The organism is Roseisolibacter agri (genome assembly GCF_030159095.1).
Classification (GTDB): domain Bacteria; phylum Gemmatimonadota; class Gemmatimonadetes; order Gemmatimonadales; family Gemmatimonadaceae; genus Roseisolibacter; species Roseisolibacter agri.
The window spans coordinates 209805-233414 of the sequence record NZ_BRXS01000004.1; the positions used below are offsets into that span (position 1 = coordinate 209805).

The following is a 23610-nucleotide window of genomic DNA, read 5'->3' on the forward strand; positions in this document are numbered from 1 at the left end:
GTCCACGATTACCATTCGGGCATGTATCGCTCCCTCGCCGAAGCCGTCCGCGACGCCGAAGCGCGCGGCGTCTCGCTCTCGCACGTCGCGCTCGAGTCCGAGAGCGCCGACTCCGGACGCTCCGTGGCCGACATCCGCGACGCGCTGTCGCGCGCGCTGGCCGTCATGCGCGGCGCCGTCGCGCAGGGGATGACGGGCGACCTGCGTTCCAGCTCGGGTCTCGTCGGCGGCGACGCGGCCAAGCTGCGCACCGGTCCCGATGGCCCGCTCGCCGGCACGCCGTTCCGCGACGTGCTCGCGCGCGCCCTCGCGGTGCAGGAGGTCAACGCCGCCATGGGCGTGATCGTCGCCGCGCCGACCGCCGGCGGCGCGGGCGTGCTGCCCGCGGTGCTCACCGGGCTGGCGGACGCGCGTGGCATCCCCGACGAGCGCGTGATCGACGCGCTGGCGACGGCGGGCCTCGTCGGCGCGGTGGTCGCCGACCGCGCGTCGCTCTCGGGCGCGGAGGGCGGCTGTCAGGCGGAGACGGGCGCCGCCGCCGGCATGGCCGCGGGCGCCGCGGTCGAGATGCTCGGCGGCACGCCACGGCAGGCGCTGCACGCGGTCGCGCTGGCGCAGCAGGGGACGCTGGGCCTCGTCTGCGATCCGCTCGGCGGCCTGGTCGAGCTGCCGTGCGTCTTCCGCAACGCCACGGGCGCGGCGATCGCGATGGCGGCGATCGAGATGGCGCTCGCGGGCATCGAGTTCGCGATCCCCGCCGACGAGGTCATCGACACGATGGGTGAGATCGGCCGCTCGATGGACGTCCGCTATCGCGAGACGGCGGGCGGCGGGCTGGCCGCGACGCCGACGGGCCGACGCCTGGCCCGCGAGCGGCTCGTGCAGATCAAGAAGAGCGCGGACTGAGTCGCGCCGTCACACGAAGCGACGCGGGGCCGGCGGTGAGATCCGCCGGCCCCGCGTAGTCTGGCGATCGTCGCGCGTGTCAGTCGCCGCTGGTCTCGCTCACCGGCTGCGCGGCCGCCACCTGCGCGGTCGGCGACGCGGGCGTCGCGACCGTCGGCGGCACCACGGCAGGCGGCGTCACGCCGTCGCCCTGCATCGTGCCCAGGAAGCCCGGCACCTCCACGCCCGCGATGTCGCGCAGCACCTGCATCATCGGCGGCATCGAGCGCGCGAGGTTCTGGATGAAGCCGGCCGAGCCGCCCACCGCGGCACCGTTGCCGCTCGCGTTGCCGCCCTCCCACACCACGACCTTGTCGAACCGGATGTTCGAGATCGCCCTCGCCGCCGTCTCCGCCAGCTGCGGGAGCTGCTCGACCATCATCAGCTGGAACGCCGCCTTCGGGTCGCCGCCGGCCGCCTCCACCATCCGCGCCATCGCCTCGGCCTTCTTGCTCATGATCTCGTACTGGCCCTTCGCCTCGGCCTCCAGCGTCGCGTAGCGCGCGGCCGCCTCGGCCAGCGCGGCGATGCGCGCCTTCTCGGCCTCGGCCTCCGCCTCGACGATCGTGCGCGCCTTCTCGGCCTTCGCGGGCGCCTCCAGGCGCGCGCGCTGCTCGGCCTCCACGCGCTCCGCCTCGGCCAGCGCGGCGCGCGCCATCGCGCGGTTCTGTGCCTCCTGCACGGCCGCCTCCGCCTCACGCTTGCGCGTCTCCGAGGTCTGGTAGGCCTCGGCGTTCGTCACCGCGAGCGCGGCGTTGGTCGTCGCGATGCGCCCCTGCGCATCCGCCTCGCCGGCGATCGCCTGCGCGTTCGCCTCGGCGATCGCGACGCGCTTCTTCTGGTCGGCCGCGGCCACCGCCGCCTCGCGCTCGAAGCCCGCGGTCTGCTCGGCGATGCGCTGCTCCTTGTCCAGCTGCGCGATGCGGATGGCCTGCGTGCGCTGCGCCTCCTTCACCTGCGCGTCGCGCTCCAGCCCCGCCGTCTGCTCGCCGACCGCCTGCTCCTTGTCCAGCTCCGCCAGGCGCACCGCCTGCTCGCGCAGCGTCTCGCGGAGCGAGATCTCGCGCTCCTTCTCGGCCTGCGCGACCGCGGTCACCTTCTCACGGTCGGCCTGCGCCACGCGGATCTCTCCGAGCTTCTCCTGCTCCGCCACGTCGCCGCGCGCCTGCTGGATGGCCTGCTGCGCCGCCTGCTTGCCGAGCGCCTCCAGGTAGCCCGAGGCGTCGCGCAGGTCCTTGATGTTCACGTTCAGCAGCACGAGGCCGATCTTGCGCAGCTCGGGCTCCAGCTGGTGCTGCACCTTGTGCAGGAAGCCGTCGCGGTCGCGGTTGATCTCGTCGATCTTCATCGACGCGATGACGGCGCGCAGCTGGCCGACGATGATGTCGTGCGCCGTCCCCTCGATCGCCTCGTGCGTCATGTTGAGCAGGCGGATCGCGGCGTTCTGCCGCACCTCCGGCTCGGTGCCGATGGCGACGGTGAACACGGCCGGCACGCTGATGCGGATGTTCTCCAGCGACAGCGCGTCGCCGAGCGGCACGTCCATGCGGATCGGGTCGAGCCCGAGGTACGCGTACTCCTGGATCACCGGCCACACGAAGGCGCCGCCGCCCGAGATGCACTTGGCCGCGTTGCCGCTGCCCACGCTCCCCGAGATGACGAGGATCTTGTTCGCCGGGCACCGCTTGTAGCGGCTGGCGAACAGCACGAGCATGCCGAACACCAGCAGCGCCGCCAGCGCGCCGCCACCGAGGGCGAACGCGTTCTTCGGCAGGGAATCGGCGAGCTGCAACAGGGCCAGGATCACGGGGACTGCTCCGGGTGAGGAAAGGAGGACGCGCGCCGGTCAGCGCGCGGGACCAGCTGTCGGATCGGGGGCGACGACCAGCGTGTCGCCGTCGGTGACGTCCACCACGACGACGGCCTGACCGCTCGCCAGCGGCTGCGGATCGGCGGCGACGGCCGCGCAGTCGACGATGCGCCCCTGCAGCGCGAGCTGCACCTTGCCCGCGCCGCCGCCCGCGGCAGGGATCGCGACGTACACGGTGGCGGGCAGCCCCACCGCGTGCGCCAGCTGCACGACGCCGTCGCTCTCGAAGCGCAACAGCACGCGCGTCAGCGCCGCGACGGCCACGCCGGCGGCGACGCCGGTGCCCACCGCCGCGGCGAGCGACACGCCGCTCCCCGCGCCCGCGGCCAGCAGCCCCGCGCCCGCGAGCCCGAACGCCGCCAGCGCGGCCGCGACGGTGCGCAGGCTCGGGAGCTGGAGCAGCCCCTCGTGTCCGAGCAGCCCTGGCCCGTCGTGGTGGTCGCCGCCGACGTCGTGGTGGCCGGCCTCCGCGCCCATGACGCCGCCCAGCAGCTGGAGGACGAGCAGCAGGCCGCCGAAGACGGCGCACGCGAGATAGAGGGGCATCGGGAGGGGGCGGGGGGACGAGCAGGGGCGGCGGCAAGATGCGACGCCGCGCACGTGGCGGCCAGACGTTTCCTCCGCCGCTCGCCCCTGCTGTCCGCCCTCGCGACGGGCCCTTAACTTCGACGTCGCGCTCGTCGCCCCCGGCGAAACCGCGGTCCCCGGCTCGACCGTAGGGCGAGCGACCCCCCAACTACAGGTGCCCGCATGGTCTCTCGGGAAGAACTCGAGCGCTTTCTGGACCGCCTCAGCGCCGAGGGCGTGACCTACACCGAGGTCGCGCCGGGACTCTGGCGCGTCCGCCCCGGTGGCGCCCTCGACTTCGACATCGCCGTCACCTACGCGCCGCCGGTGGTCGTGCTCCGGGCCAACGTCACCGAGCTCCCCGACGACGACGACCACTGCAACAAGCTCACGCGGCGCCTGCTCGAGCTGAACGCCACCGACCTGCTGCACGGTGCCTACGGCATCGAGCGCGACACCGTGGTGCTCAGCGAGGCCCTGGAGCTCTCGCACCTCGACTACGAGGAGTTCCAGGCCAGCTTCGAGAGCATGACCATCGCGCTCGCCTCGCACCTGCGGGAGCTCGTCGCCATCCGCGACGGCCAGGTGCACACCGGCACCCACCGCGCCGTCTCGCCCGACGCCATCCACGAGGCCCGCTGACGCATGGGCATCTTCGACCGCTTTTCCCGCCTGGTCCGGTCCAACATCAACGATCTCATCTCCTCGGCCGAAGATCCCGAGAAGATGCTGAACACGCTGATCACGGACATGAACGATCAGCTGATCAAGGCCAAGCAGCAGGTCGCCGTCGCGATCGCCGACGAGCGGAAGCTGCGCGACCAGTTCGAGAAGGAGCGGCAGCAGGCCGCCGAGTGGGAGTCGAAGGCGGAGCTGGCCGTGCGCAGCGACCGCGACGACCTCGCGCGGCAGGCCCTCCTGCGGCAGCAGGAGTACGCCGAACGCACCGAGGCGTACTTCAGCGAGTGGCAGGCGCAGCTCGCGCAGACCGAGCAGCTCAAGGTCCAGCTGCGCGACCTCGCCGACAAGATCGAGGAGGCCAAGCGCAAGCGGAACCTGCTGCTCGCCAAGCAGCGCCGCGCCGAGGCGCAGCGCCGCATCCAGCAGACGATGTCCTCGCTGTCCGAGAAGAGCGCCTTCGAGGCGTTCGCGCGGATGGAGGAGAAGATCGAGACGAACGTCCGCATGATCGCCGCCGAGGCGACGCTCGACTCCGAGTTCCAGGGCGACAAGCTGGAGTCGGAGTTCAAGCAGCTCGCGCGCGGCGCCGTCGGCTCGGACGCCGACACGCGCCTGCTCGCGCTCAAGCAGAAGATGGGGATGCTGCCCGCTTCCTCGGCCTCGGCCGATCGCCAGCTGGCGGCAGGTGCCGGCAACGCCACCGCGCGCCCCGCGCTCTCCGCGGGCAGCCAGTCGGCGCCGAACGGCGCGCCCGTGCCGCCGATGAACGCGCAGCAGCAGGGCGGGCCGCAGCAGGGCGGAGCGCCCGCGCCGGGTCAGCCCAACCAGACCACCGAGGCCGAGCTGCTGGCGGAGTTCGAGGAGCTCTCGCACGGTAGGCCCAAGGGGTGACCGCTCCCGCAGTACCCGAGGGCGCGACGCGGCGGTTCCGCTTCGCGCCCCTCCTCGCCGCGACCGTCCTGACAGTCCTGCTCCTCTGGCTGTTCGGGACGGTCGCGGACGTGTTGCTGCTGCTCTTCCTCGCTGTCCTGCTGTCGCTCTACCTCGGCGCGGTGGCCGACGCCATCACGCGCCGCACGCGGCTGCCGCGGCGCGGCTCGCTGCTGATCGCGGTGCTGCTGACGGTCGCCGGCGTCGGAGGCCTCGTCTACCTGCTCGTGCCGCCCGTCGTCGAGCAGACGCAGGCGCTGCTGCGCGTCTTCCCGGCGTACGTGGGCGCGTGGGAGCGCGGCATCTACGAGGCGGTGCGGCGCGTGCCCGGCGTGGCCGAGACGTGGCGTCCGGAGAACCACAAGCTGCTGGTGGCGATCTACGAGCAGGGCGCGGCGCTGTTCGCCGACGTCGTGCCGAAGGTCATCTCGATCGGCCACGCCGGCATCAACGTCGTCTCGGTCGGCGTGATGGCGCTCTACCTCGCGCTGCAGCCCGAGTTCTACCGCGAGTGGCTGATCGCGCTCTTCCCGCCGGTGCACCGCGACCTCGTGCGCGACGTGCTCGGGGACCTCGGCGTGACGCTGCGGTCGTGGATCGTCGGGCAGCTGCTGGGGATGTTCATCCTCGCCGCGCTGACGGCGGTCGGCCTCTACGTGCTCGGCGTGCCGTACTGGCTGACGTTCGGCGTCTTCACCGGCGCGGTGGCGATCATCCCGTTCTTCGGCACGCTGATCTCCACCATCGTGCCGGCGCTCTTCGTGCTCGCGGGCCCGAACGGCGGCACGCGCGCGATGGCGGTGATCGCGCTCGGCGTCATCATCCACGTGATCGAGGGGCAGTTCGTGCTGCCGCTCATCACGGCGCGGCGCATCCGCCGCGTGTCGGTGCCGCCGGTGCTGTCGATCATGGCCGTGCTGGTGGTCGGCAAGGTGATGGGGCCCGCGGGCCTGCTCGTCGCCGTGCCGACGCTGGCGTCGATCCTCGTCGTGATCCGCCGCATCCTCAGCAACCGGATCTACGAGGGGCAGGGCTTCCGCCGCGCCACGCGCGACCAGCCGCTCGTGCTGCGCGTGCCGCCCGCGGACGGCGAGGGCGTGCTCGTCGCGCCCACGCCGCGCGTCGATCTCATCGCGCTCGCCGAGCGCGCGCGGATGCGCCGGACCGCCTAGCTTTCGGGCGCGCCGGCGCACCGGGCCGGCGCCGGCACGCCGCGCGTCGGATCGTCAGGCTCCGCGCGGCGGCGCGCCGCGTCCGCTCATCGACCGCTCGCCGCCATGTCCGTCGATTCCGCCGCCGCTGCTGCCGGCGCGTATGCCCTCGCCGACGACCGTCCCGTGCGCTTCCTCGTGCTCGCGGACGGCCACTTCGGCCCGATGACCTCCAAGACCGCCAACGCGTGCATCCGCTACTCGCCGGATCGCGTCGTCGGCGTCGTCGATTCGGTGACCGCCGGCCGGACCACGGAGCAGGTGCTCGGCTTCGGCGGCGCGATTCCCGTCGTCGCGACGCTCGAGGAAGGGCTCGCGCTCGGGCCGACCGCGGTGCTCGTGGGCATCGCGCCCGCGGGCGGCCAGCTCCCGCAGCCGTGGCGCGAGACGATCGCCGCCGCGGCGCGCCGTGGCCTCGACGTGTGGAGCGGGCTGCACTACTTCCTGAGCGACGACCCGATGCTCGCCGACGCGGCGGCCGCCGGCGGCGCGCGCATCCTCGACCTGCGCCGTCCGCCTGCGGACCTCGTGGTGTCGACCGGCCGCGTGCGCGACGTCGCGTCGACGGTGATCCTGACCGTCGGCTCCGACTGCAACATCGGGAAGATGACGACGCAGCTGCAGCTGCGCGACGCGATGCGCGCGCGCGGCCAGCGCGTGGCGTTCGCGCCCACCGGGCAGACGGGCATCCTCGTCGAGGGGTGGGGCATCGGCGTCGACGCGGTCGTCGCCGACTTCATCGGCGGGGCGGCCGAGCGGCTGACGCTGCAGGGCGCGACGCAGGGCGACATCGTGCTCGTGGAGGGCCAGGGCTCGATCGTCCACCCCAGCTACTCGGGGGTGACGTACGGGCTGCTCCACGGCTCGCTGCCGCACGCGATGGTGCTCTGCCACCAGCCGTCGCGCACGACCATCTACCGCAACGACTGGGTGCCCATCCCGCCGCTGAAGGACCTGATCACGCTGCACGAGGCGGTCGCGGCGCCGCTGCGCCCCGCGCCGGTGATCGCGATCGGGTTGAACACCTTCGACCTGTCGGATGAGGATGCGCGCGCGGCGGTCGAGCGCGCGCAGGACGAGACGGGGCTGCCCGCGACGGACCCGGTGCGCTTCGATCCCGCGCCGCTGGTGGACGCGATCACGCGCTTCCACGAGGCCCGCATCGCGGCGCGCGGCTGATCCGCGCATTCGCGCGCCGGCACGCGCGACGGTGGTACGGCCAGGAGGCACGCCCCACGCGATCGTGGAGCGTGCCTTCTCGTTCGTGCGTCACGACCCGATCCAGCGCCGCGCCCGGGATGCGGCTGCCCCGCGCGCCCCGCGCGCCCGCGCTGCTCGACGCGCGCGGCGTCTGGGTGCCCGGTCCCGACGGCGCGTGGCGGCTGCGCGGCGCCACGCTCGCGGCGTGGGGCGGGGAGGTGGTGTGCATCGCCGGCGCGGATGCCGGCGCGCTGCGGGCGCTGCTCGCCTGCCTGCGCGGCGCGCCGACGTGGGGCGGCGTCGTGCGCGCCCGGCCGGGGTGGTGGCGCGCCGGCCGCGCGCTCGGGCCGCTCGACGTGCGCGGCCGCTCCGCCGCCTGGCTCGCGCGGGCGGTGCGCGCCCGCGCACGACGCACGCTCGGCGGCGCGCTGGTGCTCGCGCTCACCATCGACGACCGCGCGGAGTGCTCGGCCACGGTGCATCAGGCGGTGGCGCTCGCGGCGCGGCACGTGCCGGTACGCTGCGTCGCGCTCGTCGGCGGGCGCATCGTGCCGCCGCCGCGTTCCGTTGACCCCCCTCCGGGGCGGTCCTAGCTTCCGGGACCCCGCCGCCCAGGCGTGGGCCCGCACGTCCTTCCCGCGCCGATGACCAACGCCACGCCGTCCGCACTGCCGGAGACCCGGATGCCGGAGTTCCGGCTGTACAACACGCTCACCCGCAGCGTCGAGCCGTTCGTGCCGACGGACGGGCGCACCGTGCGCATGTACACCTGCGGGCCGACGGTCTACAACCCGGCGCACCTCGGCAACTTCCGCACGTTCCTGTTCGAGGACCTGTTCCGCCGCGCCATCGCCCTGCAGGGCTGGACGGTGCAGCAGGTCATGAACCTCACCGACGTCGACGACAAGATCATCAAGCGCGCGCTGGAGCGCGGGCTGACGATCCAGGCGCTCACCGACCCGGTCGTCGAGACGTTCCACGCGGACCGGAAGTACCTGCGCATCCAGGACGCGGAGTCGTATCCGCGCGCGACGGAGTACATCCCGCAGATGATCGCGCTCGTCGAGCGCCTGATCGCCAACGGCGTCGCGTACCAGGCCGACGACCAGTCGGTGTACTTCGCGATCGACCGCTTCCCGGGCTACGGCAAGCTGTCGCGCCTCGACCGCCGCGAGGTGAAGAGCGGCGCGCGCGTCGCGCAGGACGAGTACTCCAAGGAGAACGCGCAGGACTTCGCGCTCTGGAAGGCGGCCAAGGAGGAGGACGAGCGCACGGGCGCCGCGTGGGACTCGCCGTGGGGCCGCGGGCGCCCGGGCTGGCACCTCGAGTGCTCCGCCATGGCGATGGAGCTGCTCGGCGAGACGCTCGACGTGCACTGCGGCGGCGTGGACCTCGTCTTCCCGCACCACGAGGACGAGATCGCGCAGAGCGAGGGCGCGACGGGGAAGGAGTTCTCGCGCTTCTGGTGCCACGGCGCGTTCCTGCTCACCGAGGGCCAGAAGATGGCCAAGCGGCTCGGAAACGTGAGCAACGTGCAGGGGCTGCGCGACGAGGGCGTGACGGGCGCGGCCTACCGCCACGTCGTCTTCTCGACGCACTACCGCAAGGAGCTCAACCTCTCCGCCGACGCGCTGGAGGCGAGCCTCACGGCGGTGCGCCGCGTGGGCGAGTTCGCGGCCCGGCTGGCGTCGGCGACCGGTGGCACGCCCGAGCTGGCGCAGGCGGCCGCGGAGGCCGAGCGCGAGTTCCGCGCGGCGCTGGCGGACGACCTGAACGCCCCCGAGGCGATGGCGGCGCTGTTCGTCTTCATCAAGCGCGCGAACGCGGAGCTCGACCGCCACGGCGACGACGCCGCGGCGCTGGAGGCGGCGCGGCGCGTCTTCGGGATCATCGACGGCGTGCTGGACCTCGTGCCCGAGCGCGGGGACACGGACGCCGAGCTGGCGGCGTGGGTGGACGAGCGGCTGGCGGCGCGGAAGGCGGCGCGCGCGGCGCGCGACTTCGCCGGCGCTGACGCGATCCGCGACGAGCTGCTGGCGCGCGGCATCGAGCTCAAGGACACGCCGCAGGGCACGACCTGGCAGCGCCGGTAGGCGCGCTACGGTAGAATCAGGCAGGGAAGCGCTGGCGTAGCTCAGTTGGCAGAGCAGCCGCCTTGTAAGCGGCAGGCCGTGGGTTCGATCCCCACCGCCAGCTTCCGCCGCCACGCCCGGCCGGGCTTCGGAGCGCCGGCGTGGCGGTCGCGGCTTGAACGAGGCGCCGGGCGCGGTTACACTCCGCGTCTCGCGCGGTGACACGCAATGGCGCGCGACTGGGTGGGGTACCCAAGTGGCCAACGGGAGCAGACTGTAAATCTGCCGGCGACAGCCTTCGAAGGTTCGAATCCTTCCCCCACCACTCCAGGACATTCGAGCAGGGCACGGCCCCGGCAGGCGGCACGCCGGGTGACGCGGGAGTAGCTCAGTTGGTAGAGCGCGAGCCTTCCAAGCTTGATGTCGCGGGTTCGAGTCCCGTCTCCCGCTCTCGATGATCGACGAAGCCCGCCGGCGCTGATGCGCCGGCGGGCTTCGTCGTTCGACCACCCACGTTGTCGTCGTTGTGGTCTGGGGCCGGTCTACCGGCGCGCCCGACGCCCGCGCGCGAGCGCGCCGACGCCCGCCAGCCCGAGCCCGAGCAGCGTGACCGTCGTCGGCTCCGGCACCGTCGTCGGCGTCGGCGACGCCACGCCCACCACGCCGACCGTGAATCCGTGCCAGGTCTCCGGGGTCGGCACGGTCCAGCTGATCGACGAGAACGTCCCCTGGAACTGGATCACGCCGTTCCCCTCGACGCCGGTGAGCACGTTCGGCTGCAGCTGGCTCAGCGTCCCCGGGCCGCCGAACGCGCCCGGCCCGAAGCTCAGGATGTTGAACGGCTGGTTGAAGTTGTACGTGATGACGGTCGACGGCTGGCCGAGGCTCAGGATCGCCATCACCGGGTTCACGATCGCCTGCGAGAAGGTCACCGTGTTGGTGCCGAACGTCGGCCCGCCGGTGAGCGCGATCATGTCGCACGGCGGCGGAGCGTTGGGCACCGTCGCGCTCTGGTACGTCGCGACCGGGAGCCAGTACGACGCGCCGCACCCCAACTGCGACGTCGTGTACACCTGGCCGCTGTACGACACGCCCACCGGACCGCTCGGCGCCGCGATCGTCCCCGTCGCCGAGCCCACGTTCCCGAGCGTGAGGCTGGTCCAGTCGGTCCACAGGATCTGCGCGTGCGCCATCGCCGGCAGCCCGACGCCGCCCAGCGCGCCCGCCACCAGCAGTGCGGCCCATCTCGGCACCCTGCGTCTCCGAATCATCGGAACGACCCTCCCCGATAGAGGTGAGTGCCCGTGGCGTCCTGTCGTCACGCCACGGCGCCGGAGCGCGGACGGATGACGGCCGCGCCCGGCTGGAGCGCGGCATCCGGTCGGTGGCACCGGCCGGCTGCCGTCGCAGCATCAGACGCGCCAGCGCGAAGCGTACGGAAGCGCACGCATGGCGAACGCCGCCGTCCTCCGGCGCACGCGCGCATGCCACGAGTCACCAACTGCTACTTGCACGACCACGGCTCGCGCTGCATGTCGGGACGTGCGCACGCGTCGCGCGTTCGCGGACGGGAGCTCAGCGTGTTCCCTGATACCGCACGCGCGCGCGGCCCTGCACCATTCGTCGAGCGCTGTTCCGCCGAGACCGGAGGAAGTCATGAGTCCATTCCCGCCCGATCGCCCCGACGCGTTCGCGTCCAATGCGTTCGCCACGGACCGACCGATCGATCCGCGGCCGTACACGCTCGCCGACGTGAGCCCCGGCGACACGGTCGTCGTCCGCAACGTCTCGCCTGCGATGCGCGACCTGCTCGCGGACTTCGGCGTGCGCGAGGGAGAGCGGCTGCTCTGCGAGTCGACGATGGAGCACGTCGTCGTGCGGACCGCGGACGGCAGCGTCCCGCTCGAGCGCGGCGTGCTGCCTTCGGTGTCCGTCAGCCGCGTCGACGACGCTCCGGCCGCGGGCGCCTGACCCGCGGCCGCTCGCCGATCACGCGGCGGCGCTCCTGGGCGTCGCGGCGTCGCGCGACGTCTCGCGGCGCAGTCGCCCGTCGGCGACCCACGCTTCGACGAGCGCGGGCGACATCGTCGCCGAGGCCGGCGGCTCTCCCGCGCCGGCGACGTGGCCGACCCATGCGTCGCGCCCCAGCTGCTTGGCGGCGTACGTGCCGTGGTCCGCGAGCGCGACCAGCGACTCCCAGCTCCACGGCCGGCCGTCGCCGGGCGCCGCCGCCAGCGCGAAGCCGAGCGAGCACGTCACGGACAGCGCGCGCCCGTCGTCGAGGCGCGTGACGTGCGCCGCGACCGCGGCGCGGATCCGATCGGCCAGCTCGCGCACCTCCGCGCTGGTGCTGCAGCGGGCCACGACGAGGAACTCCTCGCCGCCCCAGCGCACGACGACGTCCGAGGGTCCGCAGGTGCGCTCCAGCAGCCGCGCGAGGTCGGTCAGCAGGCGATCGCCGGCCGCGTGGCCGTAGTCGTCGTTGACGCACTTGAAGTGGTCGACGTCCAGCAGCAGGAACCCCGGCCCGCTCCCGCCCGCGCCGGTCGGCCGGCGGCGATCGCCGAGCTGCAGCACGCGATCGTCCTCCATCGTGCGCGCGACGATCTCGCGGACGTAGCGGCGGTTCCGCGCGCCCGTCAGCGGATCGGTGAGGCTGAGCGCTTCGGCGCGCCGCGCGTCGCGCACGCGGCGGCGATAGGCGGCCGCCCCGGCGATGCCCGCCAGTAGCGCCACGCCCGCGATCGCGTTGCGCTGCGTCGCGCGCTGTCGCGCCTGGAGCGCGCTCATCGCCTGCGCGCTCCACAGCCGCTCGATCTCGCGCTCGCGGCGCTCGGCGGCCCGGCGCTCCTCGAGTCCCGCGATGCGCCGCGATGTCGTCTCGTCGAAGATCGAATCGCTCTCGGCCTTGAACTGTCGGTACGACGCCAGCGCGTCGGCCGGGCGCCCGTCGGCCTCCTGCGCGCCCGCGATCGCCTCCCACGAGCGCCGCACCAGCTCGCGCGCGCCCATCGCGCTGGCGACGGCCAGCGCGCCGCGCGCCGCCGACTCGGCCGCCGCGGGACGGCCGCGTGCCCGCTCGACCGCCGCCTGCGCGAGCAGGTTGCGGACGGTCAGGCCCCGGTTGCCGGTCCCGGCGCCGAACTGCATCGCGGTCGCCAGCTCGCGCTGCGCTGCTTCGGGGCGGCCCATGGCCAGCTGCGCGAGCGCGAGGTTGCGGTGCGCCAGCGAGAGCGACCAGCGGTCGCCGACGCGCTCCCGGATCGCCAGCGAGGCGCGGTGCCGCTCGAGCGCACCCGCGGCGTCGCCCTGCGCCAGCAGCTCGTCACCCATGTTGCTGAGCGTGGAGGCGGCACGCGCGTCCGCCCCCACGCGCCTGTACTGCGCGAGCGCGCGCTCGAACAGCTGCATCGCGCGCGCGCCCTGCCGCAGCCTCCCGTAGATGACGCCGAGGCTGTTGAGCGTGGACGCCAGCGCCTCGGCGTCGCTGCCGATGCGCTCGTGGATCTCCAGCGACTCCAGCTGGTAGGCGAGCGCCCGATCGTACTCGGCGAAGTCCGTCGCGTAGACGAAGCCGAGGAGGTTGAGCGTGAAGGCGACCGCGCTGTCGCGGCGCAGCGCACGCTGTCGGGCGAGCGCGTCCTCCAGCAGCGCCGCGGCGCGCCCCGGGTCGCCCCGCCGCTGCGCGAGCGCGCCCTCCCGCGTGAGCATGGTGGCGAGCCCGGCGCGATCGCCTGTCCGCTCGGCCTCCTGCCGACCCGCGGCCACGGCGGCCGCCGCGCTGTCGTAGCGCCCCATGGCCGTGTACGCGGCCGCCAGCGCCGCGTGCCCCGCGACGCGGGCCGGTGCCTCTGTGGGCGGCCGGCGCAGCGCGGCGCTCGCCAGCTCGACCGCGCGGGCGGGGTGCTCCAGCTGCGCCAGCGTCGCCTCGCGCACCAGCGTCGCCGCGTCGGCGTCCCGTGCCGGGGGCTGCGCCGCGAGCCGGCCGGAGGCGGCGATCGCCAGCAGCAGACCCGCGAGCATGCGAGTCAGGCCGGTGCAGGGAAGTCGGCGGTCCCGCGCCCTGGGCGCGGCGGGCGTACGACGGGGGAACGACATGCGGAGGGGGCTGCGGGAGGCTGCACCGCCTAGACGACGCAGTTCGGCGCAGGTCAATCGATGCGCGGCCTCGGAGCGCGGCCGACGAGGGCGCGCCGGGCAGGGTCGCCATGACTCAACCGTCGGTGGGGCGCGGGCTTGCATCCCCCCAGAGCCGCCGCTAGGTTGGTGGTCTGCCCGCGCCAGCCTGCCTTGGTGTCGCGGGCGTCTGTCAGGGCCCGCTCGCGTAGCTCAGTTGGTAGAGCACATCCTTGGTAAGGATGAGGTCACCGGTTCAATCCCGGTCGCGAGCTCTTCGACGCGCCGTCCGCGCAGTTGCAGAACGCGTCCCGTCGGTGGGACGGCGGCAGCTCCGTCGACCCGCACCGCCCGCCGGCCTCGCGCCGGGCCGCGGTGACGGACAACTCCACGTGCAGCGCCCGGTGACACGACGGCGCGCCGCGCGATCTGCGGGACGACGGTGCCCCGGGCAGCAGTGTGCCCGCGGGCGCCGCCAGTGCTGACCAACCCTCTCAGCTTTCGAACGGGCATCTCATGGGCAAGGCAAAGTTCGAGCGGACGAAGCCGCATGTGAACGTGGGGACGATCGGCCACGTCGACCATGGCAAGACGACGCTGACCGCGGCCATCACCACGATCCAGGCGCAGAAGGGGTTGGCGCAGAAGATCGCGTTCGACCAGATCGACAAGGCGCCCGAGGAGCGCGAGCGCGGCATCACGATCTCGACGGCCCACGTCGAGTACGAGAGCCCGCTGCGTCACTACGCGCACGTCGACTGCCCCGGCCACGCCGACTACGTGAAGAACATGATCACGGGCGCCGCGCAGATGGACGGCGCGATCCTGGTCGTGTCCGCGGCCGACGGCCCGATGCCCCAGACGCGTGAGCACATCCTGCTCGCCCGCCAGGTGAACGTGCCCTACGTCGTCGTGTTCATGAACAAGGTGGACATGGTCGACGACCCCGAGCTCCTCGACCTCGTCGAGCTCGAGGTGCGCGAGCTCCTGAGCCAGTACGACTATCCCGGCGACGACACGCCGATCATCCGCGGCTCGGCCCTCAAGGCGCTCGAGTCGATGGATCCCAACTCGCAGTACGGTCTCAAGATCGGCGAGCTGATGGACGCGCTGGACAGCTACATCCCGCAGCCGCAGCGCGAGATCGACAAGCCGTTCCTGATGCCGGTCGAGGACGTGTTCTCGATCACGGGCCGCGGCACGGTGGCGACGGGCCGCATCGAGCGCGGCGTGGTGAAGGTGCAGGAGGAAGTGCAGCTGGTCGGCTTCGGCGCCGAGAAGAAGACGGTCGTCACGGGCGTCGAGATGTTCCGCAAGCTGCTCGACCAGGGCGAGGCCGGCGACAACGTCGGTCTGCTGCTCCGCGGCGTGGCGAAGGAGGAGATCGAGCGCGGGATGGTGCTGGCGAAGCCCGGCAGCATCAAGCCGCACACCAAGTTCGCCGCCGAGGTGTACGTCCTCACGAAGGAGGAGGGCGGCCGTCACACGCCGTTCTTCAAGGGCTACCGCCCGCAGTTCTACTTCCGCACGACCGACGTGACGGGAACCGTGGAGCTGCCCGAGGGGATGGAGATGGTGATGCCGGGCGACAACGTCCAGATGGTGATCGAGCTGATCATCCCGGTCGCCATGGACGAGGGCCTGCGCTTCGCGATCCGCGAGGGCGGCCGCACGGTCGGCGCCGGCGTCGTCGCCAAGATCATCCAGTAACTTCAGCGCGCAGCGATGAGCGCGGAGCGTCGGGCTGCAGGTCGGCCGCCGACGCTCCGCGCATCACATCGGAGCTCCGCGCCGCTACGACTCGCAGGCGCGACTCCGCGCTCCTCGCTTCACGCTTTCCCGTAGAGCACCATGCCGCGCGACAAGATCATCCTCGGCTGCACCGAGTGTAAGAGCCGGAACTACTTCACCACGAAGAACAAGCGCCTCCACCCGGAGCGCGTCGAGTGGAAGAAGTACTGCCCGCGCTGCAACAAGCATCAGCTCCACAAGGAAACGAAGTGACCATGGCGACTCCCGTCGCCCCTCAGCCTTCGTTTCCGGCCAAGGTCACGCGGTTCTACCACGACGTGACGGCGGAGATGAAGCGGGTCACGTGGCCCGACCGCGCGCAGCTCCAGGACGCGACGATCAAGATCATCGTCTTCGTCCTGGCGCTCGGCGCGGTGATCGCGCTGCTCGACCTCGCCCTGCAGTTCGTCCTGGTGCAGCTCCCCGCGCTGCTGCTCGGGCGCTGACCGAACCATCGGAGAGCGCAATACCGTGGAGCACCGCTGGTACGCCATCCAGACGACGTCCGGGCACGAGAACAAGGTCCGCAATCTCATCCAGCGGAAGATCGACGCCGACGGCAAGGCCCCCGAAGAGCGGGCCATCCGCCAGGCGCTCGTCCCGACGCAGGAAGTGGTCGAGCTGAAGAACGGGAAGAAGGTCGCCGTCGAGCGGAAGATCTATCCCGGATACGTGCTCGTGGAGATGGTGATGAACCAGGACACCATCCACGTCATCAACGGCATCCAGGGCGTGATCAAGTTCGTCGGGCACGAGCGCTTCCCGATGCCGCTGCGCCCCGACGAGGTCAATCGCCTCCTCGGCGTCGCCGAGGAGGCGGAGCAGGCGCCGAAGGAGGAGATCCCGTTCCTCGTCGGCCAGGCGGTCCAGATCACCGAGGGGCCCTTCACCGACTTCAACGGCACGGTGGAGGAGGTCATCGCCGACAAGGGCAAGGTGCGCGTGAGCGTGTCGCTCTTCGGCCGCCCGACCTCGGTGGAGCTCGACTACCTGCAGCTCAAGGGGTACTGAAAAAGTCTGCGGACAGCGGGCGGCGGATTCACCGCACGGCCCGAAGTCCGCAGTCCGCAGCGATCCGCGAGGATCGCCCGATATCGTCGCCGACCGCTGCGACGCGAAACAATCAGCGGGAGTGACGGGGGCGCGACGGTTCCCCCACCACGACAGGAGAGTGCATGGCCAAAAAGGTAACCGGGTTCGTCAAGCTCCAGATCCCGGCCGGGAAGGCGACGCCTGCCCCGCCGGTCGGTACGGCGCTCGGCCCCCAGGGGATCAACATCATGGCCTTCGTCAAGGAGTTCAACGCCAGGACGCAGGGCCAGGACACGATCCTTCCGGTCGAAGTCACGATCTACGCGGACAAGTCCTTCACCTTCATCCTCAAGACGCCGCCGACGGCGGAGCTCATCAAGAAAGAGCTCGGTCTCGCCAGCGGCTCGGGGACGCCGAACAAGACCAAGGTCGGGGCGGTGACGAAGGCGCAGGTTCGGAAGATCGCGGAGATCAAGATGCCCGACCTCAACTGCGACAGCATCGAGAGCGCGATGGCCATGGTGGCCGGCGCCGCTCGTTCGATGGGTGTGACGGTGAGCGACTGATGCGCACGCACGGGAAGAAGTATCGCGCGGCCGCGCAGAAGCTCGACCAGACGACCGCCCAGCCGGCGCGTCAGGCGATCGAGGCGGTCAAGGGCGCCGCGTTCGCCAAGTTCGATGAGACGGTCGAGGTGGCGGTCCGCCTCGGCGTCGACCCGCGTCACGCCGACCAGGTCGTCCGCGGCACCGTGGTGCTGCCGGCCGGCACGGGCAAGAGCGTCCGCGTGCTCGTGATCGCCCAGGGCCCCAAGGTCGCCGAGGCCGAGCAGGCCGGGGCGGACTTCGTGGGCGTCGAGTACGTCCAGCGCATCAAGGACGGCTTCCTCGACTTCGACGTGATGATCGCCACCCCGGATCTCATGGGGCAGGTCGGTCAGCTCGGGCGCGTGCTCGGCCCCCGCGGCCTGATGCCGAACCCGAAGGCCGGCACGGTGACGTTCGACGTCGGCCGCGCGGTCCGCGAGGTCAAGGCCGGTAAGATCGAGTTCCGCGTCGACAAGGGCGGCAACGTGCACGCCCCGATCGGCAAGGTCTCGTTCGCCGCCGACGCGCTGGAGTCGAACTTCGCGGCGCTGATGGATCAGATCGTCCGCTCGAAGCCGTCGGCCTCGAAGGGCGTGTACGTGCGGAACGTCGCGATCTCGAGCTCCATGGGGCCCGGGGTCACCGTCGACACCACGCCCTACCGGTAAGGGGTCGCCGAGATGAAGCGTACCGAGAAGGAGCAGCTCGTCACCGAGCTGACCGACAAGATCAAGGGCGCGCAGGCGCTCTACTACACCGACTTCACGGGCCTCAACGTGAAGCGGATGACCGAGCTGCGCCGCCAGCTCCGTCGTGCGGGCGTGGAGTACGTGGTCATCAAGAACACGCTCGCCCTCCGCGCGGTGAACGAGAGCGGCCTGGTCGCCGATCGCCTCAAGGGGCCGACGGGGATCGTGGTCGCCGCGGACGCCCTCGCGGGCGCCAAGGTGCTGTCCGACTTCGCGAAGGCGAACGACCAGAAGCCCGCCATCAAGGGTGGGATGTTCGACGGTCGCCAGATCGATGCGGATCAGGTCAAGGCGCTGGCCAACATGCCCTCGCGCGAGCAGATGCTCGCCGAGCTCGGCGCGGGCCTCATGGCGCCGCTCGCCCAGATGGCGGGCGTCATGAACGGCATGCTCACGATGATGGTCGGCGCGCTCGAGGCCCTGCGGGTCCAGAAGGAAGGCGCGCAGTAACCCCAGGCGGTTAGCCTGTTCAACCTGCCCCAGCGGTTCAGCCGCCTGGGTTTCCTACGGAGAATCACGGTACCATGGCTATGAGCAACGACGAGATCCTCGACGCGATCGGCAACAAGACGGTCTTCGAGCTGGCCGAGCTGATCGAGGCGTTCAAGACCAAGTTCAACGTCACGATCGCGGCCGCCCCGGTGGGCGGTGGCGCCCCGGCGGGCGGCGCGGCGGCTCCGGCGGCTGCGGCCGAGGAGAAGACCGAGTTCGACGTCATGCTGAAGGACGCCGGCGCGAAGAAGATCCAGGTCATCAAGGTCGTGCGCGAGATCACCGGTCTCGGCCTCAAGGAGGCGAAGGACCTGGTGGACGGCGCGCCGAGCGCGGTCAAGTCGGGCGTCTCGAAGGACGAGGCGAACACGATCAAGACCAAGCTCGAGGCCGAGGGCGCCGCGGTCGAGGTGAAGTAAGGTCCGGGCGGGGCGGTGGCCGGATGCGTCCGGCCATCGCCTTCGCCGCGGCCCTCACTTCCACCTCGGCGCGCCTGTGAGTACAGTACGTCTACACAACAACTGAGCAGCTCCATCGCTCCGCCCCGCCCCGCAGCATTTTTGCGCGGGAGCCGGGGGCGGGGCTGTTTTCGCCTGTTCGCGGGTGATCCCCCTCTGCGGGTGAGTCATGGCTGAGACGATAAAGGAAATCTCGTTCGGGAAGCTCGACGCAGGCATGGGCATGCCCCACCTGCTCGACATCCAGACGCGCGCGTTCGAAGCGCTGCTCCAGACCGACGCCGCCGCGCACGAGCGCGAGGACGTGGGCCTCGAGCGCGTGTTCAAGGACCTGTTCCCCATCACGGACGTCCACGAGAACTTCTCGCTGGAGTTCGTCCGCTACTCGCTCGGTGAGCCGAAGTACTCCGTCGAGGAGTGCATCGAGCGCGACATGACCTTCTCGGCTCCCCTCAAGGCGACCCTGCAGCTGGTCATCTTCGAGGAGATCAACGGCGAGAAGCGGCCGCGCAACATCATCGAGAAGGAGGTCTATCTCGGCGAGCTGCCGCTCATCACGAACCTGGGGACGTTCGTGATCAACGGCGCCGAGCGCGTCATCGTCTCGCAGCTGCACCGCTCCCCCGGCGTGGTCTTCGAGGAGTCGACGCACCCCAACGGGCAGCGCCTGATCTCCGCGCGCATCATCCCGTTCCGCGGGTCGTGGGTCGAGTTCACCGTGGACATCCACGATGTGATCTACGTCCACATCGACAAGAAGAAGAAGTTCCCGGCCACGGCGCTGCTGCGCGCGTTCGGCTACGGCGAGAACCGCGACATCCTGCGGCTCTTCTTCGCGGAGCGTGACCTCGACCTGACCAAGGCGCGCGAGACGCGCTCCGACCAGCGCGAGGTCCTCGGCGCCGTCATCGCGCAGGACATCACGCTCGCCGGCGAGGCGACCGACCCCGACGCGCCCAAGGCCAAGACCAAGAAGGCGCGCGCGGAGCAGGAGCGCCGCGAGAGCGAGCTCCTGGTCAAGGAAGGCGACGAGCTGACGGAGGAGGTGTACAACCGCCTCCGCCGCCAGGGCGTCGAGAGCGTCAAGGTCTTCGCCAGCTACACCACGATCGACCTCCGCGACGAGCTCGATGCGATCGAGCGCGGCGAGCGCCCCGAGCGCCGCGCGCTCTCGCACGACGTCGTGTCCGAGGACGGCGAGGTGATCGCCGAGGCGGGCCAGCTCCTGACCGACGCGCTGATCAAGAAGATCCGCAAGGCGGAGATGAACAAGGTGCAGGTGTTCGTCGCCAGCGGTCGCGCCGAGTCGCTGCTGATCAAGAACACGCTCGCCAAGGATCCGACCAAGCACGAGGACGAGGCCCTCAAGCAGATCTACGCGCTCCTCCGTCCGGGCGACGCCCCGAACAAGGAGACGGCGAAGCAGGCGCTCGAGCGCCTGTTCTTCAGCCCGAAGCGCTACGACCTGGGCCGCGTGGGGCGCTACAAGATCAACCAGCGCCTCAGCCTCAACACGCCCGCCGGCACCACGGTGCTCACGAAGGAGGACTTCGTGGCCATCGTGCGCTACCTCGTGGAGCTGCACGAGGGCCGTGGGCACACGGACGACATCGACCATCTCGGCAACCGCCGCATCCGCTCGGTCGGTGAGCTGATCGCGAACCAGTTCTCCGTCGGTCTGTCCCGCATGGCGCGCCTGGTGAAGGAGCGCATGTCGATCAACACCGACCCGGAGAAGATCTCGCTCGACGACCTGGTGAACGCGCGCACCGTGAGCGCCGTCATCCAGGCGTTCTTTGGCAGCTCGCAGCTCTCGCAGTTCATGGATCAGACCAACCCCCTCGCCGAGCTGACGCACAAGCGTCGCCTCTCGGCGCTCGGGCCGGGCGGTCTGACGCGCGAGCGCGCCGGCTTCGAGGTGCGCGACGTGCACTACTCGCAGTACGCGCGCATGTGCCCCATCGAGACGCCGGAAGGCCCGAACATCGGCCTCATCACGTCGCTCGCCTGCTACGCGCGCGTGAACGATCTCGGCTTCATCGAGACGCCGTACTTCGTCGTGAAGGGCGGCCGCGTGACGGGCGACCTCGCGTGGCTCGACGCCAACCGCGAGGAGGGAGCGATCATCGCGCAGGCGAACGCGAAGCTCAACCCGGACGGCACCTTCATGGAGGAGCTGGTGCTCTGCCGTGACGGCGGCGACGTCCCGCTCGTGCCGACGGACCGCATCGACTACATGGACGTGGCGCCGGAGCAGATGGTCTCCATCGCCGCGGCGCTCATCCCGTTCCTCGAGCACGACGACGCCAACCGCGCCCTCATGGGCTCGAACATGCAGCGTCAGGCCGTGCCGCTCCTCAACCCGCGCACGCCGCTCGTCGGCACGGGGCTGGAGAGCGTCGTGGCGCGCGACTCGGGCGCGGTCATCATCGCCAAGCGCGCGGGCGTCGTGACGCACGTGACGGCCGACGAGATCATCGTCGACGCCGGCCCGGCGGAGCGTCTGGGCAGCGAGGACCGCCGCGCGGCCAGCCGGCCGCTGCAGCGCCTCACGCAGCTCGACCGCTACCGCGTGAAGAAGTACTGGCGCACCAACCAGGACACGGCGATCAACCAGCGCCCGCTGGTCCGCCTCGGGCAGCGCGTCAAGCAGGGCGACGTGCTCGCCGACGGCGCGGCGACGGAGATGGGGCAGCTCGCCCTGGGCTCCAACGTCACCGTGGCGTTCATGACCTGGTACGGGCACAACTTCGAGGACGCCATCGTCCTCAGCGAGCGCCTGGTGAAGGACGACGTCTACTCGTCGATCCACATCCAGGAGCTCGAGCTCCACGTGCGCGACACCAAGCGCGGCCAGGAGGAGATCACGCGCGAGATCCCGAACGTGTCCGAGGACGCGCTCGTGGACCTCGACGAGCGCGGCATCGTGCGCATCGGCGCGCACGTGAAGCCGGGCGACATCCTGGTCGGCAAGATCACGCCGAAGGGCGAGACGGAGCTCTCCCCCGAGGAGAAGCTCCTCACCGCGATCTTCGGTGAGAAGGCGAAGGACGTGAAGGACAGCTCGCTCAAGGTCCCGCCGGGGATGGAGGGCGTGGTCATCGACGTGAAGATCTTCTCGCGCATCGAGGACCAGGTCGTCGAGAAGGACCGCGGCGAGCGAATCGGCGAGGTGCGCCGGCTCGAGGGCGAGGAGAAGATCCGCGTCAACGACGTGCGCGACGAGGAGCTGCGCGACGCGCTCGAGGGCGAGGTCGTGGCGCTGGCGCTGAAGGCCGGCACCGTCGAGGAGGCGATCGCCGCCGGCACCGCGCTCACGCGCGACGTGCTGCGGGGCGTCAAGTTCGCGACGCTCGACCTGAAGACGTTCCGCGTCGAGAGCAAGGCCGCCAACGACCGCGTGCGCGCGATCATCGAGGCCGCCAACGAGGAGAAGGCGCGCCTCGAGGAGCGGGCCGAGGAGCGCATCGACCGCATCCTCCAGCCGGACGAGCTGCCCCCGGGCGTCATCCAGCTGGTGAAGGTCTACCTGGCCGAGAAGCGCAAGATCTCGGTCGGCGACAAGATGGCCGGCCGCCACGGCAACAAGGGTATCGTCGCCCGCATCGTGCCCGAGGAGGACATGCCGTTCCTCCCCGACGGCCGTCCGGTCGACATCGTGCTCAACCCGCTGGGCGTGCCGTCGCGCATGAACGTCGGGCAGATCCTCGAGACGCACCTCGGGTGGGCCGCGCGCATCCTCGGCTTCTACGCCAAGACGCCGGTCTTCCAGGGCGCCAACGAGCGCGAGATCGGCCTGCTGCTGAAGTTCGCCGGCCTCACGACGGTCTCGAAGACGCTCAACCTCACGCACCCGGCCCCCGAGGTCGGGCAGGCGGAGGTCGTGCAGCTCGTGTCCGACCTCAAGCCGTCGCTCGAGGAGCGCGACAAGGTGTTCCTGCTCGCCGACGCGTCGTTCGCCGACCTGTCGAGCAAGAAGATGTCGGAGGGGACGCGCGCGCTCGGCCAGAAGGTGCGCGACTTCCTCGTCGCCGCGGCGAAGGAGCTCGTGCAGCGCGAGCTGACGGAGCTCGATCACCAGATCGCCGTGCACAAGGGCGAGGCGTCGCAGCACGTCGCCGACCGCGAGTCGGTCGTGGCGGAGCTGGAGGCGCTGAAGGCGCGGCCGGCGGCCGACCACCTGCTGCGCCAGGAGCTGCCGGCGCTCGGCGCGCTGGTGGGCGGGAAGAAGGGTGAGGGCGACCTCGATGCCGCGGCGGCGGAGCTGGCGCGCCTCGCGGGCATCACGACCTCGGGCAAGATCCGCGTCCGCGACGGCCGCTCGGGCGAGCCGTTCGCCAACCCGGTGACGGTGGGCGAGATCTACATGCTCAAGCTCAGCCACCTGGTCGACGACAAGATCCACGCGCGGTCCATCGGGCCGTACTCGCTCGTGACGCAGCAGCCGCTCGCCGGCAAGGCGCAGTTCGGCGGCCAGCGTTTCGGAGAGATGGAGGTGTGGGCGCTGGAGGCGTACGGCGCCGCGCACGTCCTGCAGGAGATCCTCACGGTCAAGTCGGACGACGTGAACGGCCGCAGCCGCGTCTACGAGGCGATCGTGAAGGGCCAGAACCTGCCGGAGCCGGGCATCCCCGAGTCGTTCAACGTGCTCGTGAAGGAGCTGCAGGCGCTGGGCATCAAGGTCACGCTCGGCTCGACCCACGACCACGGGTTCGGCGGGCTGGGCGACCCCAACGCGGCGATCAGCGGGATCCTGCCGGATCCGGGCTCCGGGCATGCCGGACCCGCGACGGCGGTGGATGGCGGCCTTCCGGGGCTGCGTGCCGACCTGCTGGCCGACCGGCTGGGGGACCTTCGTGACGCTGGCGGGCGCGACGCCCGCGGCGGCAACGACGACGAGGAGTAATCC

General features: G+C 71.5%; 21 protein-coding genes and 4 tRNA genes. 21 read left to right on the top strand and 4 right to left on the bottom strand.

The features are described from left to right. Positions 1–21 precede the first annotated feature (21 nt). Positions 22–906, top strand: a complete 885-nt coding sequence (gene sdaAA / locus rosag_RS13045) for an L-serine ammonia-lyase, iron-sulfur-dependent, subunit alpha (protein WP_284350588.1) — start codon at positions 22–24, stop codon at positions 904–906. A gap of 79 nt (positions 907–985) precedes the next feature. Here the strand turns inward: sdaAA and rosag_RS13050 are convergent, their stop codons facing one another. Both rosag_RS13050 and rosag_RS13055 read right to left on the bottom strand, forming a co-directional pair. Further along, a complete protein-coding gene (locus tag rosag_RS13050; protein ID WP_284350589.1) occupies positions 986–2752 on the bottom strand; it encodes a flotillin family protein in 1767 nt (588 codons plus the stop codon). Positions 2753–2791: 39 nt separating this feature from the next. Next, positions 2792–3361, bottom strand: a complete 570-nt coding sequence (locus rosag_RS13055) for a hypothetical protein (RefSeq protein WP_284350590.1) — start codon at positions 3359–3361, stop codon at positions 2792–2794. A gap of 204 nt (positions 3362–3565) precedes the next feature. Between rosag_RS13055 and rosag_RS13060 the strand changes: the two genes are divergently transcribed. From rosag_RS13060 to rosag_RS13100, 9 genes are all read left to right on the top strand, one after another. Continuing rightward, positions 3566–4024, top strand: coding sequence for a type III secretion system chaperone family protein (locus rosag_RS13060; RefSeq protein ID WP_284350591.1), 459 nt, complete (start codon positions 3566–3568; stop codon positions 4022–4024). 3 nt (positions 4025–4027) lie between these two features. Then, positions 4028–4954, top strand: coding sequence for a PspA/IM30 family protein (locus rosag_RS13065; RefSeq protein ID WP_284350592.1), 927 nt, complete (start codon positions 4028–4030; stop codon positions 4952–4954). Further along, positions 4951–6165 carry an AI-2E family transporter gene (locus tag rosag_RS13070; RefSeq protein ID WP_284350593.1) on the top strand — a complete coding sequence of 405 codons (1215 nt, stop codon included), beginning with the start codon at positions 4951–4953 and terminating at the stop codon, positions 6163–6165. Before rosag_RS13065 ends, rosag_RS13070 begins: the two co-directional genes overlap by 4 nt. A 105-nt stretch (positions 6166–6270) precedes the next feature. Then, the gene (locus rosag_RS13075) at positions 6271–7383 is read left to right on the top strand and encodes an N-acetyltransferase DgcN family protein (protein WP_284350594.1); all 1113 of its coding nucleotides are present in this window, start codon (positions 6271–6273) and stop codon (positions 7381–7383) included. Between the two features lie 119 nt (positions 7384–7502). Then, on the top strand, positions 7503–7997 hold the full coding sequence (locus rosag_RS13080) for a hypothetical protein (protein WP_284350595.1): 495 nt from the start codon (positions 7503–7505) through the stop codon (positions 7995–7997). A 51-nt stretch (positions 7998–8048) separates the two neighbouring features. Further along, positions 8049–9497 carry a cysteine--tRNA ligase gene (gene cysS, locus rosag_RS13085; protein ID WP_284350596.1) on the top strand — a complete coding sequence of 483 codons (1449 nt, stop codon included), beginning with the start codon at positions 8049–8051 and terminating at the stop codon, positions 9495–9497. A gap of 30 nt (positions 9498–9527) precedes the next feature. Beyond that, positions 9528–9600 (top strand) — tRNA-Thr (locus rosag_RS13090). 118 nt (positions 9601–9718) lie between these two features. After that, positions 9719–9801, top strand: a tRNA-Tyr gene (locus rosag_RS13095). Between the two features lie 52 nt (positions 9802–9853). Further along, positions 9854–9926, top strand: a tRNA-Gly gene (locus rosag_RS13100). A gap of 92 nt (positions 9927–10018) precedes the next feature. On the opposite strand, the gene rosag_RS13105 is transcribed toward rosag_RS13100, so the two are convergent. Then, on the bottom strand, positions 10019–10729 hold the full coding sequence (locus tag rosag_RS13105; RefSeq protein WP_284350597.1) for a PEP-CTERM sorting domain-containing protein: 711 nt from the start codon (positions 10727–10729) through the stop codon (positions 10019–10021). 403 nt (positions 10730–11132) lie between these two features. Here rosag_RS13105 and rosag_RS13110 point away from each other — a divergent pair, with 403 nt between their 5' ends. After that, positions 11133–11447, top strand: coding sequence for a FeoA domain-containing protein (locus tag rosag_RS13110; RefSeq protein ID WP_284350598.1), 315 nt, complete (start codon positions 11133–11135; stop codon positions 11445–11447). Positions 11448–11465: 18 nt separating this feature from the next. Here rosag_RS13110 and rosag_RS13115 read toward each other — a convergent pair whose 3' ends face one another. Then, positions 11466–13499, bottom strand: coding sequence for a tetratricopeptide repeat-containing diguanylate cyclase (locus rosag_RS13115; protein WP_284350599.1), 2034 nt, complete (start codon positions 13497–13499; stop codon positions 11466–11468). Between the two features lie 295 nt (positions 13500–13794). Between rosag_RS13115 and rosag_RS13120 the strand changes: the two genes are divergently transcribed. The 10 genes from rosag_RS13120 (at position 13795) to rpoB (ending at position 23607) form a co-directional block, all read left to right on the top strand. Then, a tRNA-Thr gene (locus tag rosag_RS13120) sits at positions 13795–13867 on the top strand. A 241-nt stretch (positions 13868–14108) separates the two neighbouring features. After that, positions 14109–15302: an elongation factor Tu gene (tuf, locus tag rosag_RS13125; RefSeq protein ID WP_284350600.1), complete on the top strand. Its 1194-nt coding sequence runs from the start codon at positions 14109–14111 to the stop codon at positions 15300–15302. 141 nt (positions 15303–15443) lie between these two features. Next, complete coding sequence (gene rpmG / locus rosag_RS13130; RefSeq protein WP_284350601.1) at positions 15444–15596, top strand: 50S ribosomal protein L33; 153 nt, start codon at positions 15444–15446, stop codon at positions 15594–15596. Between the two features lie 2 nt (positions 15597–15598). Further along, the gene (gene secE / locus rosag_RS13135) at positions 15599–15829 is read left to right on the top strand and encodes a preprotein translocase subunit SecE (RefSeq protein WP_284350602.1); all 231 of its coding nucleotides are present in this window, start codon (positions 15599–15601) and stop codon (positions 15827–15829) included. Positions 15830–15854: 25 nt separating this feature from the next. After that, on the top strand, positions 15855–16394 hold the full coding sequence (nusG, locus tag rosag_RS13140) for a transcription termination/antitermination protein NusG (RefSeq protein WP_284350603.1): 540 nt from the start codon (positions 15855–15857) through the stop codon (positions 16392–16394). A 164-nt stretch (positions 16395–16558) separates the two neighbouring features. Further along, complete coding sequence (gene rplK, locus rosag_RS13145; RefSeq protein WP_284350604.1) at positions 16559–16981, top strand: 50S ribosomal protein L11; 423 nt, start codon at positions 16559–16561, stop codon at positions 16979–16981. After that, entirely contained in the window at positions 16981–17670 is a 690-nt protein-coding gene (gene rplA, locus rosag_RS13150; protein ID WP_284350605.1) for a 50S ribosomal protein L1, read from the top strand. Before rplK ends, rplA begins: the two co-directional genes overlap by 1 nt. Positions 17671–17682: 12 nt before the next feature. Beyond that, a complete protein-coding gene (gene rplJ, locus rosag_RS13155) occupies positions 17683–18201 on the top strand; it encodes a 50S ribosomal protein L10 (RefSeq protein WP_284350606.1) in 519 nt (172 codons plus the stop codon). 74 nt (positions 18202–18275) lie between these two features. Beyond that, entirely contained in the window at positions 18276–18662 is a 387-nt protein-coding gene (gene rplL, locus rosag_RS13160) for a 50S ribosomal protein L7/L12 (protein ID WP_284350607.1), read from the top strand. A gap of 208 nt (positions 18663–18870) precedes the next feature. Further along, positions 18871–23607, top strand: a complete 4737-nt coding sequence (gene rpoB / locus rosag_RS13165) for a DNA-directed RNA polymerase subunit beta (RefSeq protein ID WP_284350608.1) — start codon at positions 18871–18873, stop codon at positions 23605–23607. The last annotated feature ends 3 nt before the right edge of the window (positions 23608–23610 follow it).